Source organism: Streptomyces sp. NPDC034103, from assembly GCF_055575395.1.
In genome coordinates this window covers 260,843-275,044 of record NZ_JBVISS010000006.1, presented here as the reverse complement: position 1 = coordinate 275,044, position 14,202 = coordinate 260,843, and the positions used below count along the sequence as shown (strand labels likewise).

Annotated in this window: 11 protein-coding genes; 5 read left to right on the top strand and 6 right to left on the bottom strand. The window is 71.9% G+C overall.

Annotated elements, in window-relative coordinates; genetic code table 11:
• The first annotated feature begins 129 nt into the window (after positions 1–129).
• Positions 130–1,929 (top strand): glycoside hydrolase family 3 protein, encoded by a 1,800-nt coding sequence (locus ACZ56U_RS15340; RefSeq protein WP_469084495.1) that lies wholly within the window; start codon positions 130–132, stop codon positions 1,927–1,929.
• A 116-nt stretch (positions 1,930–2,045) separates the two neighbouring features.
• Entirely contained in the window at positions 2,046–2,681 is a 636-nt protein-coding gene (locus tag ACZ56U_RS15335; RefSeq protein ID WP_469084494.1) for a hypothetical protein, read from the top strand.
• A gap of 25 nt (positions 2,682–2,706) precedes the next feature.
• Here ACZ56U_RS15335 and ACZ56U_RS15330 read toward each other — a convergent pair whose 3' ends face one another.
• From ACZ56U_RS15330 to ACZ56U_RS15320, 3 genes are all read right to left on the bottom strand, one after another.
• Positions 2,707–4,137, bottom strand: a complete 1,431-nt coding sequence (locus ACZ56U_RS15330) for a S28 family serine protease (RefSeq protein WP_469084493.1) — start codon at positions 4,135–4,137, stop codon at positions 2,707–2,709.
• Positions 4,138–4,258: 121 nt separating this feature from the next.
• Positions 4,259–4,645 carry a hypothetical protein gene (locus tag ACZ56U_RS15325; protein WP_469084492.1) on the bottom strand — a complete coding sequence of 129 codons (387 nt, stop codon included), beginning with the start codon at positions 4,643–4,645 and terminating at the stop codon, positions 4,259–4,261.
• A gap of 119 nt (positions 4,646–4,764) precedes the next feature.
• Positions 4,765–8,493 carry an ABC transporter ATP-binding protein gene (locus ACZ56U_RS15320; RefSeq protein ID WP_469084491.1) on the bottom strand — a complete coding sequence of 1,243 codons (3,729 nt, stop codon included), beginning with the start codon at positions 8,491–8,493 and terminating at the stop codon, positions 4,765–4,767.
• 168 nt (positions 8,494–8,661) lie between these two features.
• On the opposite strand from ACZ56U_RS15320, the gene ACZ56U_RS15315 reads away from it, so the two are divergent.
• Complete coding sequence (locus tag ACZ56U_RS15315; RefSeq protein ID WP_469084490.1) at positions 8,662–9,231, top strand: hypothetical protein; 570 nt, start codon at positions 8,662–8,664, stop codon at positions 9,229–9,231.
• A 19-nt stretch (positions 9,232–9,250) separates the two neighbouring features.
• Here ACZ56U_RS15315 and ACZ56U_RS15310 read toward each other — a convergent pair whose 3' ends face one another.
• Entirely contained in the window at positions 9,251–9,919 is a 669-nt protein-coding gene (locus tag ACZ56U_RS15310; RefSeq protein WP_469084489.1) for a response regulator, read from the bottom strand.
• Positions 9,916–11,151, bottom strand: a complete 1,236-nt coding sequence (locus ACZ56U_RS15305) for a sensor histidine kinase (protein ID WP_469084672.1) — start codon at positions 11,149–11,151, stop codon at positions 9,916–9,918. The genes ACZ56U_RS15310 and ACZ56U_RS15305 overlap by 4 nt, the downstream gene beginning before the upstream one ends.
• Before the next feature lie 307 nt (positions 11,152–11,458).
• Here ACZ56U_RS15305 and ACZ56U_RS15300 point away from each other — a divergent pair, with 307 nt between their 5' ends.
• Positions 11,459–12,007 (top strand): GlcG/HbpS family heme-binding protein, encoded by a 549-nt coding sequence (locus ACZ56U_RS15300; RefSeq protein ID WP_469084488.1) that lies wholly within the window; start codon positions 11,459–11,461, stop codon positions 12,005–12,007.
• 175 nt (positions 12,008–12,182) lie between these two features.
• Here ACZ56U_RS15300 and ACZ56U_RS15295 read toward each other — a convergent pair whose 3' ends face one another.
• A complete protein-coding gene (locus ACZ56U_RS15295) occupies positions 12,183–13,025 on the bottom strand; it encodes a serine hydrolase (protein WP_469084487.1) in 843 nt (280 codons plus the stop codon).
• A gap of 330 nt (positions 13,026–13,355) precedes the next feature.
• Between ACZ56U_RS15295 and ACZ56U_RS15290 the strand changes: the two genes are divergently transcribed.
• The gene (locus ACZ56U_RS15290; RefSeq protein ID WP_469084486.1) at positions 13,356–14,165 is read left to right on the top strand and encodes an endonuclease I family protein; all 810 of its coding nucleotides are present in this window, start codon (positions 13,356–13,358) and stop codon (positions 14,163–14,165) included.
• The last annotated feature ends 37 nt before the right edge of the window (positions 14,166–14,202 follow it).

Genomic DNA, 14,202 nt, shown 5'->3' with positions numbered 1-14,202 from the left:
CCCCCTCCAACAGCGCCGATGGCGGCCCCTTCCCCAGTACTGTGCGCTCCCTTGACTGGCAGAAACTTCCCGGATATTGGTGATTCCTCGGAAGTTTCCTTCAACGGATCACCTCCGGAAGGAGCGCACGTGCCCTCCAGACGCACCGTCCTCACCGCCTCCGCGGGCGCCGCCGCCACCCTCGCCGTGGGCGGGACCGCCCACGCGGACCAGAAGAAGCACGACGACACCAGACTCCGCTCTCTCATCTCCCGCATGACGCTGCCCGAGAAGGTCGGCCAGCTGTTCGTGATGCGGGTCTACGGCCACTCCGCCACCGCCCCCGACCAGGCCGACATCGACGCCAACCTCAAGGAGATCGGCGTCCGCACGGCCGCCGAGCTGATCGACAGGTACCGCGTCGGCGGCGTCATCTACTTCACCTGGGCGCACAACACCCGGGACCCGCACCAGATCGCCGACCTCTCCAACGGCATCCAGAAGGCGTCCCTCTCCCTGCCGCGCGGGCTGCCGGTCCTCATCTCCACCGACCAGGAGCACGGCATCGTCTGCCGGGTGGGCGAGCCCGCCACGCTCTTCCCGGGCGCCATGGCCCTCGGCGCGGGCCGCTCGCACCACGACGCCCGCACCCTCGGCCGGATCGCCGGGCGGGAGCTCAGGGCGATGGGCATCCGGCAGAACTACTCCCCGGTCGCCGACGTCAACGTCAACCCGGCGAACCCGGTCATCGGCGTCCGCTCCTTCGGCGCCGGCCCGGACGCGGTCGCCGGGATGGTCGCCGCCGAGGTCGCCGGGTACCAGCGCGCCCGGCAGGTCGCGGCCACCGCCAAGCACTTCCCCGGGCATGGCGACACCGCCGTCGACAGCCACTACGGCTTCCCGGTCATCACCCACACCCGCGCCGAGTGGGAGAAGCTCGACGCGCCGCCGTTCCGTGCCGCGATCGCCGCGGGCATCGACTCGATCATGACCGCGCACCTCATGGTCCCGGCCCTCGACGACTCCGGCGACCCGGCCACCCTGTCCCGTCCGATCCTCCAGGGCATCCTGCGCGAGGAACTGGGCTACGACGGCGTGATCGTCACCGACTCCCTCGGCATGGAGGGCGTCCGCACCAAGTACGGCGACGACCGGGTGCCGGTGCTCGCGCTCAAGGCGGGCGTGGACCAGTTGCTCAACCCGCCGAACCTCGCCGTCGCCTGGAACGCGGTGCTGAAGGCCGTCCAGGACGGGGAGCTGACCGAGCGGCGGCTCGACGAGTCGATCCTTCGGGTGCTGCGGCTGAAGGCGAGGCTGGGGCTGTTCAGGGAGCCGTACGTCGCGCAGGCGGGCGTGACCCGCACGGTCGGGATCCCCTCCCATCTCGCGCAGGCCGACCGGATCGCCGAGCGGACCACGACCCTGCTGGTGAACGAGGGGCACCTGCTGCCCCTGTCCCCGCGCAGGCTCCTGGTGACGGGCGCCGACCCGGCCTCCCCCTCGGGGACGACGGGCCCCCCGACCGGCGTGCTCACGGCCGCGTTCACCGAGCTCGGCTTCACGGCCACGGCCCTGTCCACCGGTACGGCACCCTCGGCGGCCACCGTCGCCAGGGCGGTCGCGGCGGCGCGGGACGTGGACGCGGTGGTGGTGGCGACGTACAACGTCACGGCGACCAGCGCCCAGAAGACCCTGGTCGAGCAGTTGCTCGCGACCGGCAAGCCGGTGATCGCCCTCGCCGTGCGCAACCCCTACGACGTGGCCCACCTGCCCGGCGTGGCCGCGTACCTGGCCTCGTACTCGTGGACCGACGTCGAACTGCGCGCCGCCGCACGGGTGATCGCGGGGAGGGTGGCGCCGCGCGGGAGGCTGCCGGTGCCGGTGCAGCGGGCCGACGATCCGGCCGCGGTGCTCTATCCGATCGGGCACGGACTGTCGTACCCGACGTAGCGCGCGTACGCCGCGCACCCGGCGTACGCCCCCCGAAGGGAGCAAAGCACCCCACATGTCTGGCGTGGGCCCGCCGCGGCGGGTCACGCTGGACGCGGGTATCCGGGGGGACGGCGATGCGTGAGAGATGTTCCGTGGGGGTGGTGTGCGCGCTGCTGGCGCTGCTCGCCGGTCTGCTGGCGGGGTGCCAGAACGCGTCGGACGGGAACGCCACGGACGCGGACAGCCGGCTCGGCGAGGCGGTGGCGCCCACCCGCCCCTCGGGTTACGGGACCGAGTTCCTCGGGGTCGACGAGTGCAGTTCCTTCGGCACGACCAGCTTCACCGAGGTGGCGTGCACCAGTGAGCGGGCGGCGGCACGGGTCGTGGCGCGGTTCGACGGCACGGTGGGCGACGGTCCGCTGTGCCCGGGGACCACGGACTTCGTGCTGCACATCAGCGCCCGGAGCCCAGCCACCGACGAGGACGGCGACGGGGCGGTCCCGCGGGGCTACGCCTGCATGCGCAACCTGACCCCGCCACACCCGGGGGACCCGGGTGGCGGGGGCGGGCCGCGCACCATCGTCGGCGACTGCGTCTACGGCTCCGGTGACGGCCAGGTCCGCGAGACGCCGTGCGACGGATCGGGCGAGCGGAAACCGCAGTACGAGGTGACGAAGGCGGTCGCGAGCCGCGCCGGGTGCCCGGTCTCGACGGCCCTGTACGTGCAGTTGCGGGGCGAGAGGCCGGTGGGCTGCGCCCGGCCGGTCTGAGCGACGGCCGGGCGCGGCACCGGGGTTACGGACGCAGCGTGGGCTCGCGCTCCACGTCCCTGACGTCCAGCTTGCTGTCGAACTTCGCCAGCGGCTTGGCCGCGGCGACGGCCGTGTCGGAGACACCGGCCCAGTCCAGGATGCGGGCGGTGGCGAAGGCCTTCTGGTCGGCGACCAGACCGGCCACGTTCGCGCCGTGGTTCATGCCGGGGGCGGTGAAGACGTAGGAGTCCTTCGCGCCCTTGCCGAGGTGGAACCGCTCGGCGCCCCACGGGTCGTTCTGGCCGTAGACGTAGAGCAAGTGACGGGCGTTGTGGCGCACCCAGGTGTCCACGTCGCGCATCGCGTACGGCTGGAACTTGGTGGCGATGTCCCGCGGCACGAAGTTGCGCGGCGGCTGGTAGCCGTAGCGGATGTACTTCTTCTCGATGTGCGGGAACCTGATCGTCGGCGCGCCGAGCTGGGTGGCCGCCTGGTAGTAGTACGGCGTGTAGGGCGTGAGGCCCTGGTCGGTGTAGAACGAGAACCCGGAGACCGTGTCGATCGAGTTCCAGATCTGGTCGTCGGTCGCGGTCTTGGCGTTCGGCGGGATCAGCGCGTCGTCACCGCAGTTCTCCAGCAGGTTGTACTGCCAGAAGCCCCACACGTAGTCCAGGACGACCGCCTCGTAGGCCCGGTCGAGGCTGCCGACGGTGGTGAAGGTGTAGCCCTCGGCCGCCGCGAGCTCGGCGTACTTGCGCTCCAGCGGCTCCCGGCGCACCAGCGCCTCGCGCTGCACCGCGTTCAGGCGGTCGCGGCACTCCTTGGTGCCGACTGATCCGAAGAAGCGGTCGTAGGCGGAGTCCTCCTTGTTCACCACGTCGTTGGGGGCGACGTAGGCGACGACGCCGTCCATGTCCTTGGGGTAGAAGCGCTCGTAGTAGGTGGCGGTCATGCCGCCCTTCGAGCCGCCCGTGGTGATCCAGTTCTTGCCGTAGACCTTCTTCAGCGCCTTGAAGACGCGGTGCTGGTCGCTGGCGGCCTGCCAGATGTCCAGCTTGCTCCAGTCGGCCGGTTCGGGCCGGGAGGGGGTGAAGTAGCGGTACTCCAGGGAGACCTGGTTGCCGTCCACGATCTGGGTCGGCTCGCGGCGGCTGGGGTTCGTGGAGACGTTGTAGCCGCTGGTGTAGAAGACCGTCGGGCGGGAGACGTCCTTGTGCAGCACGGTGATCCGCTGCTGGAACGTGCCCTTGGACGGGTGGCGGTGGTCGACCGGCTGGGTGAAGCCCAGGACGAAGAAGCGGTACCCGGTGTACGGCTTCTCCTCGATCAGGCTCACCCCCGGTAGGGAGAGCAGCCTCTCCTTGATGTCGGTGGTACCGGTGGCCTCCGGCTGGGCGGCGGTGGCCACCCCTGCCGTGCTCAACGTGCCGATGAACACGGTGAACGCCAGCAGCCATCTGAGCGCCTTGCGCATGCACCCTCCCCTGTGAGACAGATGTGCGAGCGGAACGTATCGGAGCAACTCCCTTACGCACCAGGGGAAGCAGGGAAAACCCTCGGTTATTGGCGGGTTCGCCCGCCCGGATGTGGGGGTGTCACAGCCGCACCCAGCCCCCGGTCGAGTACGAGCCGCTGCCGACCCGCCCCTTGATCCACACCTTGCGGCTGCCGACGTAGGACCACACCGGGCCGGCGCGCTTGGTGTAGACGCCCTGGTCGACGACGGCCTCGAAGCCCCGGGCCCGCAGGCTGACCATCATGGTGCGCGGCGAGCCGACCCGCTTGGGGACGGTCACGGCACACAGCGACTGGCCGCGCCGGTAGACCTTCACCGAGCCGGTGGAGAAGGTGTACGTCCGGATCTTGCGCCCCTCGCAGAGCGCAACGGCGGCCTGCGCCTCCCCCGGCGCGGCGACCCCCAGCACCCCGGATGCGGTCACCACGGCAAGACCGACGGCCAGCCGCCGCCGTATCGCCCCCATGGCCACTGTCGTTCCTCCCGTACCCCGGCGATGAGCGTACTGGTGTACGGACGCAGGACGTGTGTCGGATGGTTGCACGCCCGTCACCGGAACAGGCCGGGATCCCCCGCGGCCGGCCCTCACGCCACCGCGGTCGCGTCCTCCCCCACGAAGGTGCGCCAAAGGGCCGCGTACCGGCCGTCCAGGGCCAGCAGCTCCTCGTGGGTGCCGTCCTCCACGACACGGCCGTGGTCCATCACCACGACCCGGTCGGCGCGGGCGGCGGTGGTGAGGCGGTGGGCGACCACGAGGGTGGTGCGGCGGCCCGCCAGGCGGTCCGTGGCCTGGTTGACCTGGGCCTCCGTGGCGAGGTCGAGGGCGGCTGTGGCCTCGTCGAGGAGGAGGATGTCGGGGTCGACGAGTTCGGCGCGGGCCAGCGCGATCAGCTGGCGCTGGCCGGCGGAGAGGTTGCGGCCGCGTTCGGCGACCTCGTGGAGGTAGCCGCCGTCGAGGGTCGCGATCATCTCGTGGGCGCCGACCGCGCGGGCCGCCGCCTCCACCTCGGCGTCCGTGGCGTCGGGACGGCCGTAGGCGATGGCGTCACGGACCGTGCCCTGGAAGAGGTACGCCTCCTGCGGGACGACACCGAGGTGGTGCCGGTACGACGTGAGGTCCAGCGCCCGCAGGTCCGTGCCGTCGACCGTCACCCGGCCCGCCGTCGGGTCGTAGAACCGCGCCACCAGCTTCACCAGGGTCGACTTGCCGGCGCCGGTCTCGCCGACGAAGGCGACGGTCTGCCCGGCGGGGATCCGCAACTCGACGTCGCTGAGCGCCTCTTCCTCCTCGCCGTAGGCAAAGTGCACGCCCTCGAAGGCCACGTCGCCCCGCAGCGAGAGCACCTCCATCGGCTCCTCGGCCGCCTTCGTCGACGTCGGCTCCCGGAGCAGCTCCTGGATCCGGCCCAGTGAGACGGTCGCCTGCTGGTAGCCGTCGAAGACCTGCGAGAGCTGCTGCACCGGCGCGAAGAACAGGTCGATGTAGAGCAGGTAGGCCACCAGCGCACCGGTGGTCAGCGTCGCGTCGTCGATCCGCCCCGCGCCCGCGACCAGCACGGCGGCCGCGGCGACCGAGGACAGCAGCTGCACGAAGGGGAAGTAGATCGAGATCAGCCACTGCCCCCGGATCCGCGCCTGCCGGTAGCCGTCGCTGCGCTCCGCGAACCGCGCCCCGCCGTCCCGCTCGCGCCGGAAGGCCTGCACGATCCGCAGCCCGGCGACGGACTCCTGGAGGTCGGCGTTGACCCCCGACACCCGCTCACGGGCCAGTTCGTACGCCTTCACGCTCGCCCTGCGGAAGAAGTACGTGGCGACGATCAGCGGAGGCAGCGTCGCGAACACCAGCAACGCGAGCTCCACGTCGAGCACCAGCAGGGCGACCATGATGCCGAAGAAGGTGACGACCGAGACGAACGCGGTGACCAGGCCGGTCTGGAGGAAGGTGGACAGCGCGTCGACGTCGGTGGTCATGCGGGTCATGATCCGGCCGGTCAACTCCCGCTCGTAGTAGTCGAGTCCGAGCCGCTGGAGCTGCGCGAAGATCTTCAGGCGGAGCGAGTAGAGGACACGCTCGCCCGTCCGTCCCGTCATCCGGGTCTCACCGACCTGTGCCGCCCACTGCACGCCCACGGTGACCAGTCCGAGCAGCGAGGCCGCCCACACCGCGCCGAGGGCGAGTTCGCCGACACCGGAGTCGATGCCGTGCCGGATCAGGATCGGCAGCAGCAGCCCCATGCCGGCGTCCACGGCGACGAGCCCGAGGCTGATCAGCAGGACGGGGCCGAAGCCGTGGAGCAGCCGGCGCAGGCCGTAGGACTCCTCCGGGGTGACCGCGCGGGCCTCGTCGATGTCGGGGGTGTCGGTCGCCGGAGGCAGCGCCTCGACCTGGGCGAGCAGCTCCGGGGTGGCCGGCGTGCCGGCCGGCGCCGTGTCCCGGGAGCCGCGCTCCCCCGCCCACAGCCGGGGCGTGATGCCGCGCTCGGCGTCGAACTCGGCGTCCAGCTCCTCCCGTACGGAGGTGTCCTCGCGGGGCGCGGGGGGCGGGGCGTGGCCGGGCGAGACGCCGCCGAGTTCGTCGGGGTCGGTGAGCAGGCGCCGGTAGAGCGCGGACCGCCGCTGGAGCTCCTCGTGGGTGCCGAGGTCGGCGAGGCGGCCCTCGTCGAGGACGGCGATGCGGTCGGCGAGGTTCAGGGTGGAGCGGCGGTGCGCGATGAGGAGGGTCGTGCGGCCCTGCATGACCTGCTTCAGCGCCTCGTGGATCTCGTGCTCGACCTGGGCGTCCACCGCGGAGGTGGCGTCGTCGAGGACGAGGAGCCGCGGGTCGGTGAGGATCGCCCGGGCGAGGGCGACGCGCTGGCGCTGGCCGCCGGAGAGGGTGAGGCCGTGCTCACCGACCTTGGTGTCGTAGCCCTCGGGCAGCTCGGCGATGAAACGGTCCGCCTGGGCGGCGCGGGCGGCCTTCTCGATCTCCTCCTGACTGGCCTCGGGACGGCCGTACGCGATGTTGGCGCGGACGGTGTCCGAGAACAGGAAGGAGTCCTCGGGGACCAGTCCGATCGCGGCCCTGAGGGAGTCCTGGGTGAGTTCGCGGACGTCGTGGCCGCCGACGAGGACGGCGCCGTGGGTGACGTCGTAGAAGCGCGGCAGCAGCAGGGAGACGGTGGACTTGCCGGAGCCGGAGGAGCCGACGACGGCGAGGGTCTCGCCGGGCCGGATCTCGAAGCTGAGGCCGTCGAGGACGGGTCTGGTGGCCTCGTACCCGAAGGAGACGTCGTCGAACTCGACGGTCGCGGGCGCGTCGGCGGGCAGCTCCTTGGTGCCGTCCTTCATCGACGGCTCGGTGTCGATGAGCTCCAGCACCCGCTCGGTGCCCGCGCGGGCCTGCTGGGCGACCGTGAGGACCATGGCGAGCATCCGGACCGGGCCGACCAGCTGGGCGAGGTAGGTGGAGAAGGCGACGAAGGTGCCGAGGGTGATGTGGCCGCGGACCGCGAGCCAGCCGCCGAGGGCGAGCATCGCGACCTGCCCGAGGGCGGGGACGGCCTGGAGCGCGGGGGTGTACCGGGAGTTGAGGCGGATGGTGCGCAGCCGCCCCGCGAAGAGCCGCCGGCTGACCTCCCGCAGCTTGCCGGTCTCCTGCTCCTCCTGGCCGAAGCCCTTGACCACCCGGACCCCGCCCACGGCCCCGTCGACCACGCCCGCGACGGCGGCGGCCTGGGCCTGGGCGTACCAGGTGGCGGGGTGCAGCTTGCTGCGGCTGCGCCTGGCGATCCACCACACGGCGGGCGCGACCGCCAGCGCGACGACGGTGAGCGGCAGCGAGAGCCAGGCCATGACGACCAGGGAGACCAGGAACAGGGCGAAGTTCCCGATCGTCATCGGGAGCATGAACAGCAGGCCCTGGATCAGCTGGAGGTCGCTGGTGGCCCGGCCGACGACCTGGCCCGTGGACAGCTCGTCCTGGCGGCGGCCGTCGAGGCGGGTGATCGTGCCGTACATGTCGGTGCGCAGGTCGTGCTGGACGTCGAGGGCGAGGCGGCCGCCGTAGTAGCGGCGGATGTAGGTCAGGACGTAGACGACGAGGGCGGCGCCGATGAGGAGGCCCGCCCAGGGGGCCATGTCCCGGCTGTGGTCGCCGATGACGTCGTCGATGATCACCTTGGTGATCAGCGGGACCAGCGCCATCACGGCCATGCCGACCAGCGAGGAGCCGAGAGCGAGGACGACGTCCTTCGGATACCGCCAGGCGTATCCGGCCAGTCGCCGTGCCCAGCCCGCTCGTTCCCGCCCGGGCCCTCCCTGGTGCGCGCTCACGCGGGTGTCCTCCGTCGGTCGGTGGGTGGTCCTGATCTTCCGGAAGGCACCAACACGAAAGGAACCGGATTTCATCCCTCCGCAACAATCGGCCTGAGTGCCGCTGCTCAGACCGGCTGAGTAGCGGAGCGCTGCCGCACGCCGTCCCCGGCCGCTTTGATCGACGGCATGAAGTCGACGATCGTGGTCCCCGTCCTCGGTGTCGCCCTCGTGGCGCTTCTCGGGCTGACGGCCAAGGGGTGCGAGGCGATGCAGGGCGGGCCCGTGCGCAGCACCGAGGAGTTCCGTGCCCATGTCCGGGCCACCACCCGGGCCGGCGAGGACGCCTACCGGGCGCTGTCCCCGGCGCCGGCCGGTGAGCCGTACGCCTCCCAGGAGGGCAGCTCGTCGTGCGTGGACGACCTCGGCTTCGACGAGGGCGGTGTCACCCGGGACGAGCCCTCCTTCACGTGGGACCTGGACTTCGCGGGCGACGAGGACTATCGCGCGGCGCTGGCGTCCCTGCGGGCCACGTGGCGCGCGGACGGCCGCACGGTCGAGGAGGTGGAGAACGGCATCGCGACCACCCTCGACGGCGGGATCCGGGTGACGCTCCACCGCGGCTACTACGACGGCGAGCCCGAGCTGCGCGCCGAGGGCACGTGCATGCGCTACCGGGACGACTACGGCGACGCGTACGACTACATGTTCGACGACAACGGTGACGGGACGGTCGACGCGTACGAGCGGGCGCGGTGAGCGTGCCGGGTTCCCGCTCTCACGAGAGCAGCCGCTGCTCCTTCGCCACCGCGACCGCGCCCGCCCGGGTGTCCACGCCGAGCTTGTCGTAGATCCGGCCCAGATGGGTCTTGACCGTCGCCTCGCTGATGAACAGGGCCTTGGCGATCTCCCGGTTGCCGAGGCCCCGCGCGAGCTGGGCGAGGATGTCGCGCTCACGGTCGGTGAGGGTGGGCCGGGGGCTGCGCAGGTTGGCCATGACCCGGCCGGCGACCGGCGCCGACAGGGCGGTGCGGCCCTGGGCGGCGGCGTGGATCGCGGCGAACAGCTCCTCGGGCCGCTCGGCCTTCAGCAGATAGCCGGTGGCGCCGGCCTCGATGGCACGGGTGATGTCGGCGTCGGTGTCGTAGGTGGTGAGGACCAGGACGTGCGGGCCGCCGCCGGGCCCCGCGGTGAGGCGGCGCGTGGTCGTCACGCCGTCGATCCCGTCCCCGAGCTGGAGGTCCATCAGCACGACGTCCGGCGCCACCTTCGCGGCCAGCGCCAGGGCCTCCTCCCCGGTGCCCGCCTCACCGACCACCTCGATGCCGGGCGCGCTGTCGAGCAGGGCGAGCAGCCCGGCGCGCACGACGGCGTGGTCGTCGCAGAGGAGGATACGGACGGGAGCGGCGGGGGTGGCCCGGGCGGCGGGAGGCGCGGCGTCGGTCATGGGCGGGCCTCCGGGGGCTGGGGGGACGCGGGGGATGCGGAGGGCGCTGGGGAGGTGCCGTTCGCCAGCGGGATCGCGGCCGACAGGACCGTGCCCTCGTCGGGGGCGGATTCGACGGTCAGGGTGCCGCCCAGCTGCCGCACGCGGGCGCGGATCGCGGGCAGGCCGTGGCCGCGGGTCCCGGTCGGGGTGTCGGGCAGGGCCCCGGGGTCGAAGCCGCGACCGTCGTCGGCGACGTCCAGGACGGCCTGGTCGTCGAGGAGGGTCAGGGTGAGCGCGGCGGTGGCGGCGCCGGAGTGCTCCCGCACGTTGGCCAGGGCGCCCTGCGCGATCCGCAGCAGCGCCGACTGGACGCGGTCGGGCAGCGGGGCCGTACGGCCGCCGTCGTCGATGTGCGCGCGGACGGTGAGACGGTCGCCGGACTCGCGGGCGGCCAGCGTGCGCAGCGCCTCGGCCAGGCCTGTGCCGCGCGCCAGGTCGGCCGGGGCCAGATCGTGGACGAAGCGGCGGGCCTCGGCGAGGTTGTGCTCGGCGACCGACCCGGCGGTGCGGACATGGGCGCGGGCCTTGGCCGGGTCCGACTCCCACACCCGCTCGGCGGCCTGGAGCAGCATCTGCTGGCTGGACAGGCCCTGGGCGAGGGTGTCGTGGATCTCCATGGCGAGCCGCTGGCGTTCGGCGAGGGTGCCCTCGCGGCGCTCGGTGGCGGCCAGCTCGCGGCGGGTGCGGACGAGGTCGTCGATCAGGGTGCGTCGGCGGTCCGCCTGGCGCTGCATGTGCGCGAAGACCGCGGTGGCGAACCCGGCCACGGCCGCCGGGCCGACGACCAGGTCGAGGTCGAACCGCCGGGCGAGCTGGAGCTGGGCGACGATCACGAAGACGGTGAGCACGCCGACGAGGACGTACGCGGCGACCGGGGGCAGCCGCCGCAGGACGACGTAGAAGAGCGGGACGGCCACCCAGGAGAAGCTGGGCGCCAGGGCGACCAGGACGGCCCAGACCGCGATGACGCCACCGAGCCACGCCAGCCGCGGTGCCGCCGGGCGCGTGCGCTCACGCAGCGGTCCGAGGGCGTACAGGACCGCGAGGACCACGGCCAGCGCGATCACCCAGGGGGCTCGGGCCTCGTGCTCGTGGCGGTGGACGTAGCGGACCATCGACGAGGCGAGCAGCACGAAGAAGGTGACGTGCATGACGGCGGCGAGCCAACGGGCGTCGGGGTCGGCCGGCATCTGCGCCTGGGCCTGGCCCTGGGCCGGGGGCTTCGGCGCTCCGCCGTACCGGGGTGTCCGCATCGCGCCGGACCGCCTTCCCACTTCCCACCGAGCCCCGCACCGTGCGGTGGACAGGACGAACACCTTCAGTGTCCCCCGCCCCGCACGACCCGGGGGTCAACCGATCGGATGACCCCCGTGTCGACCGTCCCGCCCGCCGTGAGCAGCCGGAACGCCGACGGGGAAGGGCCGGATCCGGACCCAGGCTGGAAGCACACCGAACGTCGGGCCGCCCGACGCCGCTGAGTCTGAGGAGCCCCGAGCCATGAAGAAGCTCTCCCGTCGTGCCCGTGTCGCCACCGGTGGCGTCGTCCTCGCGGCCGTGGCCGCCGGAACCTTCGGCACCGTGTCCGCCAACGCCTCGGCGCCGGCCGCCGCCCCGGCCCGCCCCGCCGCCGTGCGGCAGGCGGACACCGTCACCTCCACGCACCTGTCGGTCGCCGCGGCCACCGAGGCCGCCGAGGCGGTCCTGGACGCGGCGAGGAAGGACAACCAGCGGGTGTCCGTCGCGGTCGTCGACCGCAACGGCAACACCCTGGTGACGCTGCGCGGCGACGGCGCCGGCCCGCAGTCCTACGAGTCCGCGGTCCGCAAGGCCTTCACCGCGGTGTCCTGGAACGCCCCGACCTCCGAGCTGGCCAAGCGCCTCCAGAGCGCGCCGAACCTGAAGGACATCCCGGGCACGCTGTTCCTCGCGGGAGCCGTGCCGGTGACCGCGGGCAACGCCCCGATCGCGGGCATCGGCGTCGCGGGCGCCCCGTCCGGCGACCTGGACGAGACGTTCGCGCGCGCCGGTGCGGCGACGCTGCGCTAGGAAGAGGTTCGCACCTTCAGGGCGTAGAACCGCGTCGTCTGTACGCGTTGGCGGGTCCGGCGGCGGTCACACAGGTGGCCGCCGCCAGGCCGGCGGCGAGGGTCGCGAGTACGGTTCTGCTGCGCATGGCCGTCACCGTAGGGCGGGTGGGTGACGGGCGGGAGTCCGGCAGGCGTCAGGACGCGGCGAGGTCCCGGTGGATGACCTTGGCGACGCCCTGGATGGTCGTGATGCCGTAGTTCATGGTGCTGTTGCCGTGCGTGAGCACCGTCATCACGTAGTCGTGCCCGCCGCCCTTGAAGGTGCCGACGCTGTGCACGCGCCAGCCGTGCGTGGAGCGCTGGAGCCAGCCGTTCTTGACGTGCACGGAGACGTCCGACCCGGCGCCGTACGGTGTGCCCCAGCGCTGGGACGACACGACCTGCCCCATCAACTTCAGGATGTAGGCACGGGAGTTGTCGCTGAGGACCGCGTTGTTCGCGGTGACCAGCTTGAGCAGCTTCTGCTCGTCGGTGACCGTGATCTGGGTCAGGCCCCAGTAGCCGTTCGCGCCGGGCTTGGTCTGGGTCATGCCCGCCGCGGCGAGGAACCCCTTGATCTTCGTCATGCCCAGCTGCTTCCACAGCTTGCTGGTCGCGTCGTTGTCCGACTTGGTGATCATCGCCTTGGCGAGGGTGTTCTCGCGGTCGGTGAGATACCGGTTGTTCCTCTTCGCGTCCCACAGCAGCGTGGCGAGCACCGTGACCTTGACCACGCTCGCGGAGTCGTAGGCCGTGCCGGCCCGCAGGGTGCAGGTCGTCTTGGTCGTACGGTCGTACAGGCCGACCGCGATGGTCCCCTTGCGGTTGGCGAGCGCCGACGTGATGTCCTTCTTCAGCTTGCCGGCGAGCCCGGCGGTGGCCGAAGTGCAGCTGACGGTCGGCGCGGTGGCCGCCGTGGCGGGTGTGGCGGCGGCCACGCACGCGACGAGCGCGCCTCCGGCCACCCATCTCGCACGCCTCGATATCCCCTGTGTCATGCCCTGTTGACTCACGAGTTCGACCGAAAGGTTGCACGAGTCAGGGAATGAATGTGCGATCCGTTATCCGCCCCTGGGGCATTTCGCAGGAAAACGCCACGTACAGGGACCCGTCCGACGTCGGGTGACACACCGTCCCCGCGACGACTGCCACCAGCCCCCCGCCCACGGGCCGGGGGGCTTTTCGGCATGCCAACTCGCGTAGAAGAGGGGCGATATGCCGTTTCCGGTCATCTGATCGACATCTACCAGCCATTTACAGGAGCGCATGTCCATGTCACGCTCCCGAATGCCCGCTCCATTCAACACGCGTAGAACGGACACCCCCCGATGCCCGTGAGACCCATACGCACCCGCCGCGCGAAGTCCCTGGCGCTCGCCGTCTCGGCCGTACTCGTCGCCCTCACCGCCCCCACGCTGACCGCGACCCCGGCGGCGGCGACCACGACGGCCTACGACTCGACGTACTACAAGAACGCGATCGGGAAGACCGGCACGAGCCTGAAGTCCTCGCTGCACACGATCATCAGCAGCCAGACGAAGATCTCGTACTCCGCGGTCTGGAACGCCCTGAAGGTCACCGACCAGGACCCGAACAACAGCAGCAACGTGCTGTTGCTCTACAGCGGTGTCTCCCGCAGCAAGTCCCTCAACGGCGGCGACCTCGGGGACTGGAACCGCGAGCACACCTGGGCCAAGTCCCACGGCGACTTCGGTGAGGTGACCGGCCCCGGCACCGACCTGCACCACCTGCGCGCCTGCGACGTCCAGCTCAACAGCATCCGCGGCAACCTGGACTTCGACAACGGCGGCAGCTCCGCCACCAACGGCGGCGGCAGCACCGTCGACTCCGACTCCTTCGCGCCGCGCGCCGCGGACCGGGGCGACGTGGCCCGCATGATCCTCTACATGGCCGTGCGCTACGAGGGCGACGACGGCTTCGCCGACCTGGAGCCCAACGAGAAGGTCGGCAACGGCTCCGCCCCCTACATGGGCAAGCTCGCCGTCCTCAAGGCCTGGAACGAGGCGGACCCGCCGAGCGCCTTCGAGGAGCGCCGCAACCAGGTCATCTACGACACCTACCAGAAGAACCGCAACCCGTTCATCGACCACCCGGAGTGGGTCGAGGCGATCTGGTAGCAGTGCCGTCGCTGGACCGCTGACCCGTACCGCCGGG

What these genes read in the sequence shown, in the direction of transcription:
- ACZ56U_RS15295 (WP_469084487.1), bottom strand. Translation starts at nt 13,025, where the DNA reads ATGACACAGGGGATATCGAGGCGTGCGAGATGGGTGGCCGGAGGCGCG.
- ACZ56U_RS15325 (WP_469084492.1), bottom strand. Translation starts at nt 4,645, where the DNA reads ATGGGGGCGATACGGCGGCGGCTGGCCGTCGGTCTTGCCGTGGTGACC.
- ACZ56U_RS15290 (WP_469084486.1), top strand. Translation starts at nt 13,356, where the DNA reads ATGCCCGTGAGACCCATACGCACCCGCCGCGCGAAGTCCCTGGCGCTC.
- ACZ56U_RS15310 (WP_469084489.1), bottom strand. Translation starts at nt 9,919, where the DNA reads ATGACCGACGCCGCGCCTCCCGCCGCCCGGGCCACCCCCGCCGCTCCC.
- ACZ56U_RS15335 (WP_469084494.1), top strand. Translation starts at nt 2,046, where the DNA reads ATGCGTGAGAGATGTTCCGTGGGGGTGGTGTGCGCGCTGCTGGCGCTG.
- ACZ56U_RS15305 (WP_469084672.1), bottom strand. Translation starts at nt 11,151, where the DNA reads ATGCCGGCCGACCCCGACGCCCGTTGGCTCGCCGCCGTCATGCACGTC.
- ACZ56U_RS15315 (WP_469084490.1), top strand. Translation starts at nt 8,662, where the DNA reads ATGAAGTCGACGATCGTGGTCCCCGTCCTCGGTGTCGCCCTCGTGGCG.
- ACZ56U_RS15330 (WP_469084493.1), bottom strand. Translation starts at nt 4,137, where the DNA reads ATGCGCAAGGCGCTCAGATGGCTGCTGGCGTTCACCGTGTTCATCGGC.
- ACZ56U_RS15300 (WP_469084488.1), top strand. Translation starts at nt 11,459, where the DNA reads ATGAAGAAGCTCTCCCGTCGTGCCCGTGTCGCCACCGGTGGCGTCGTC.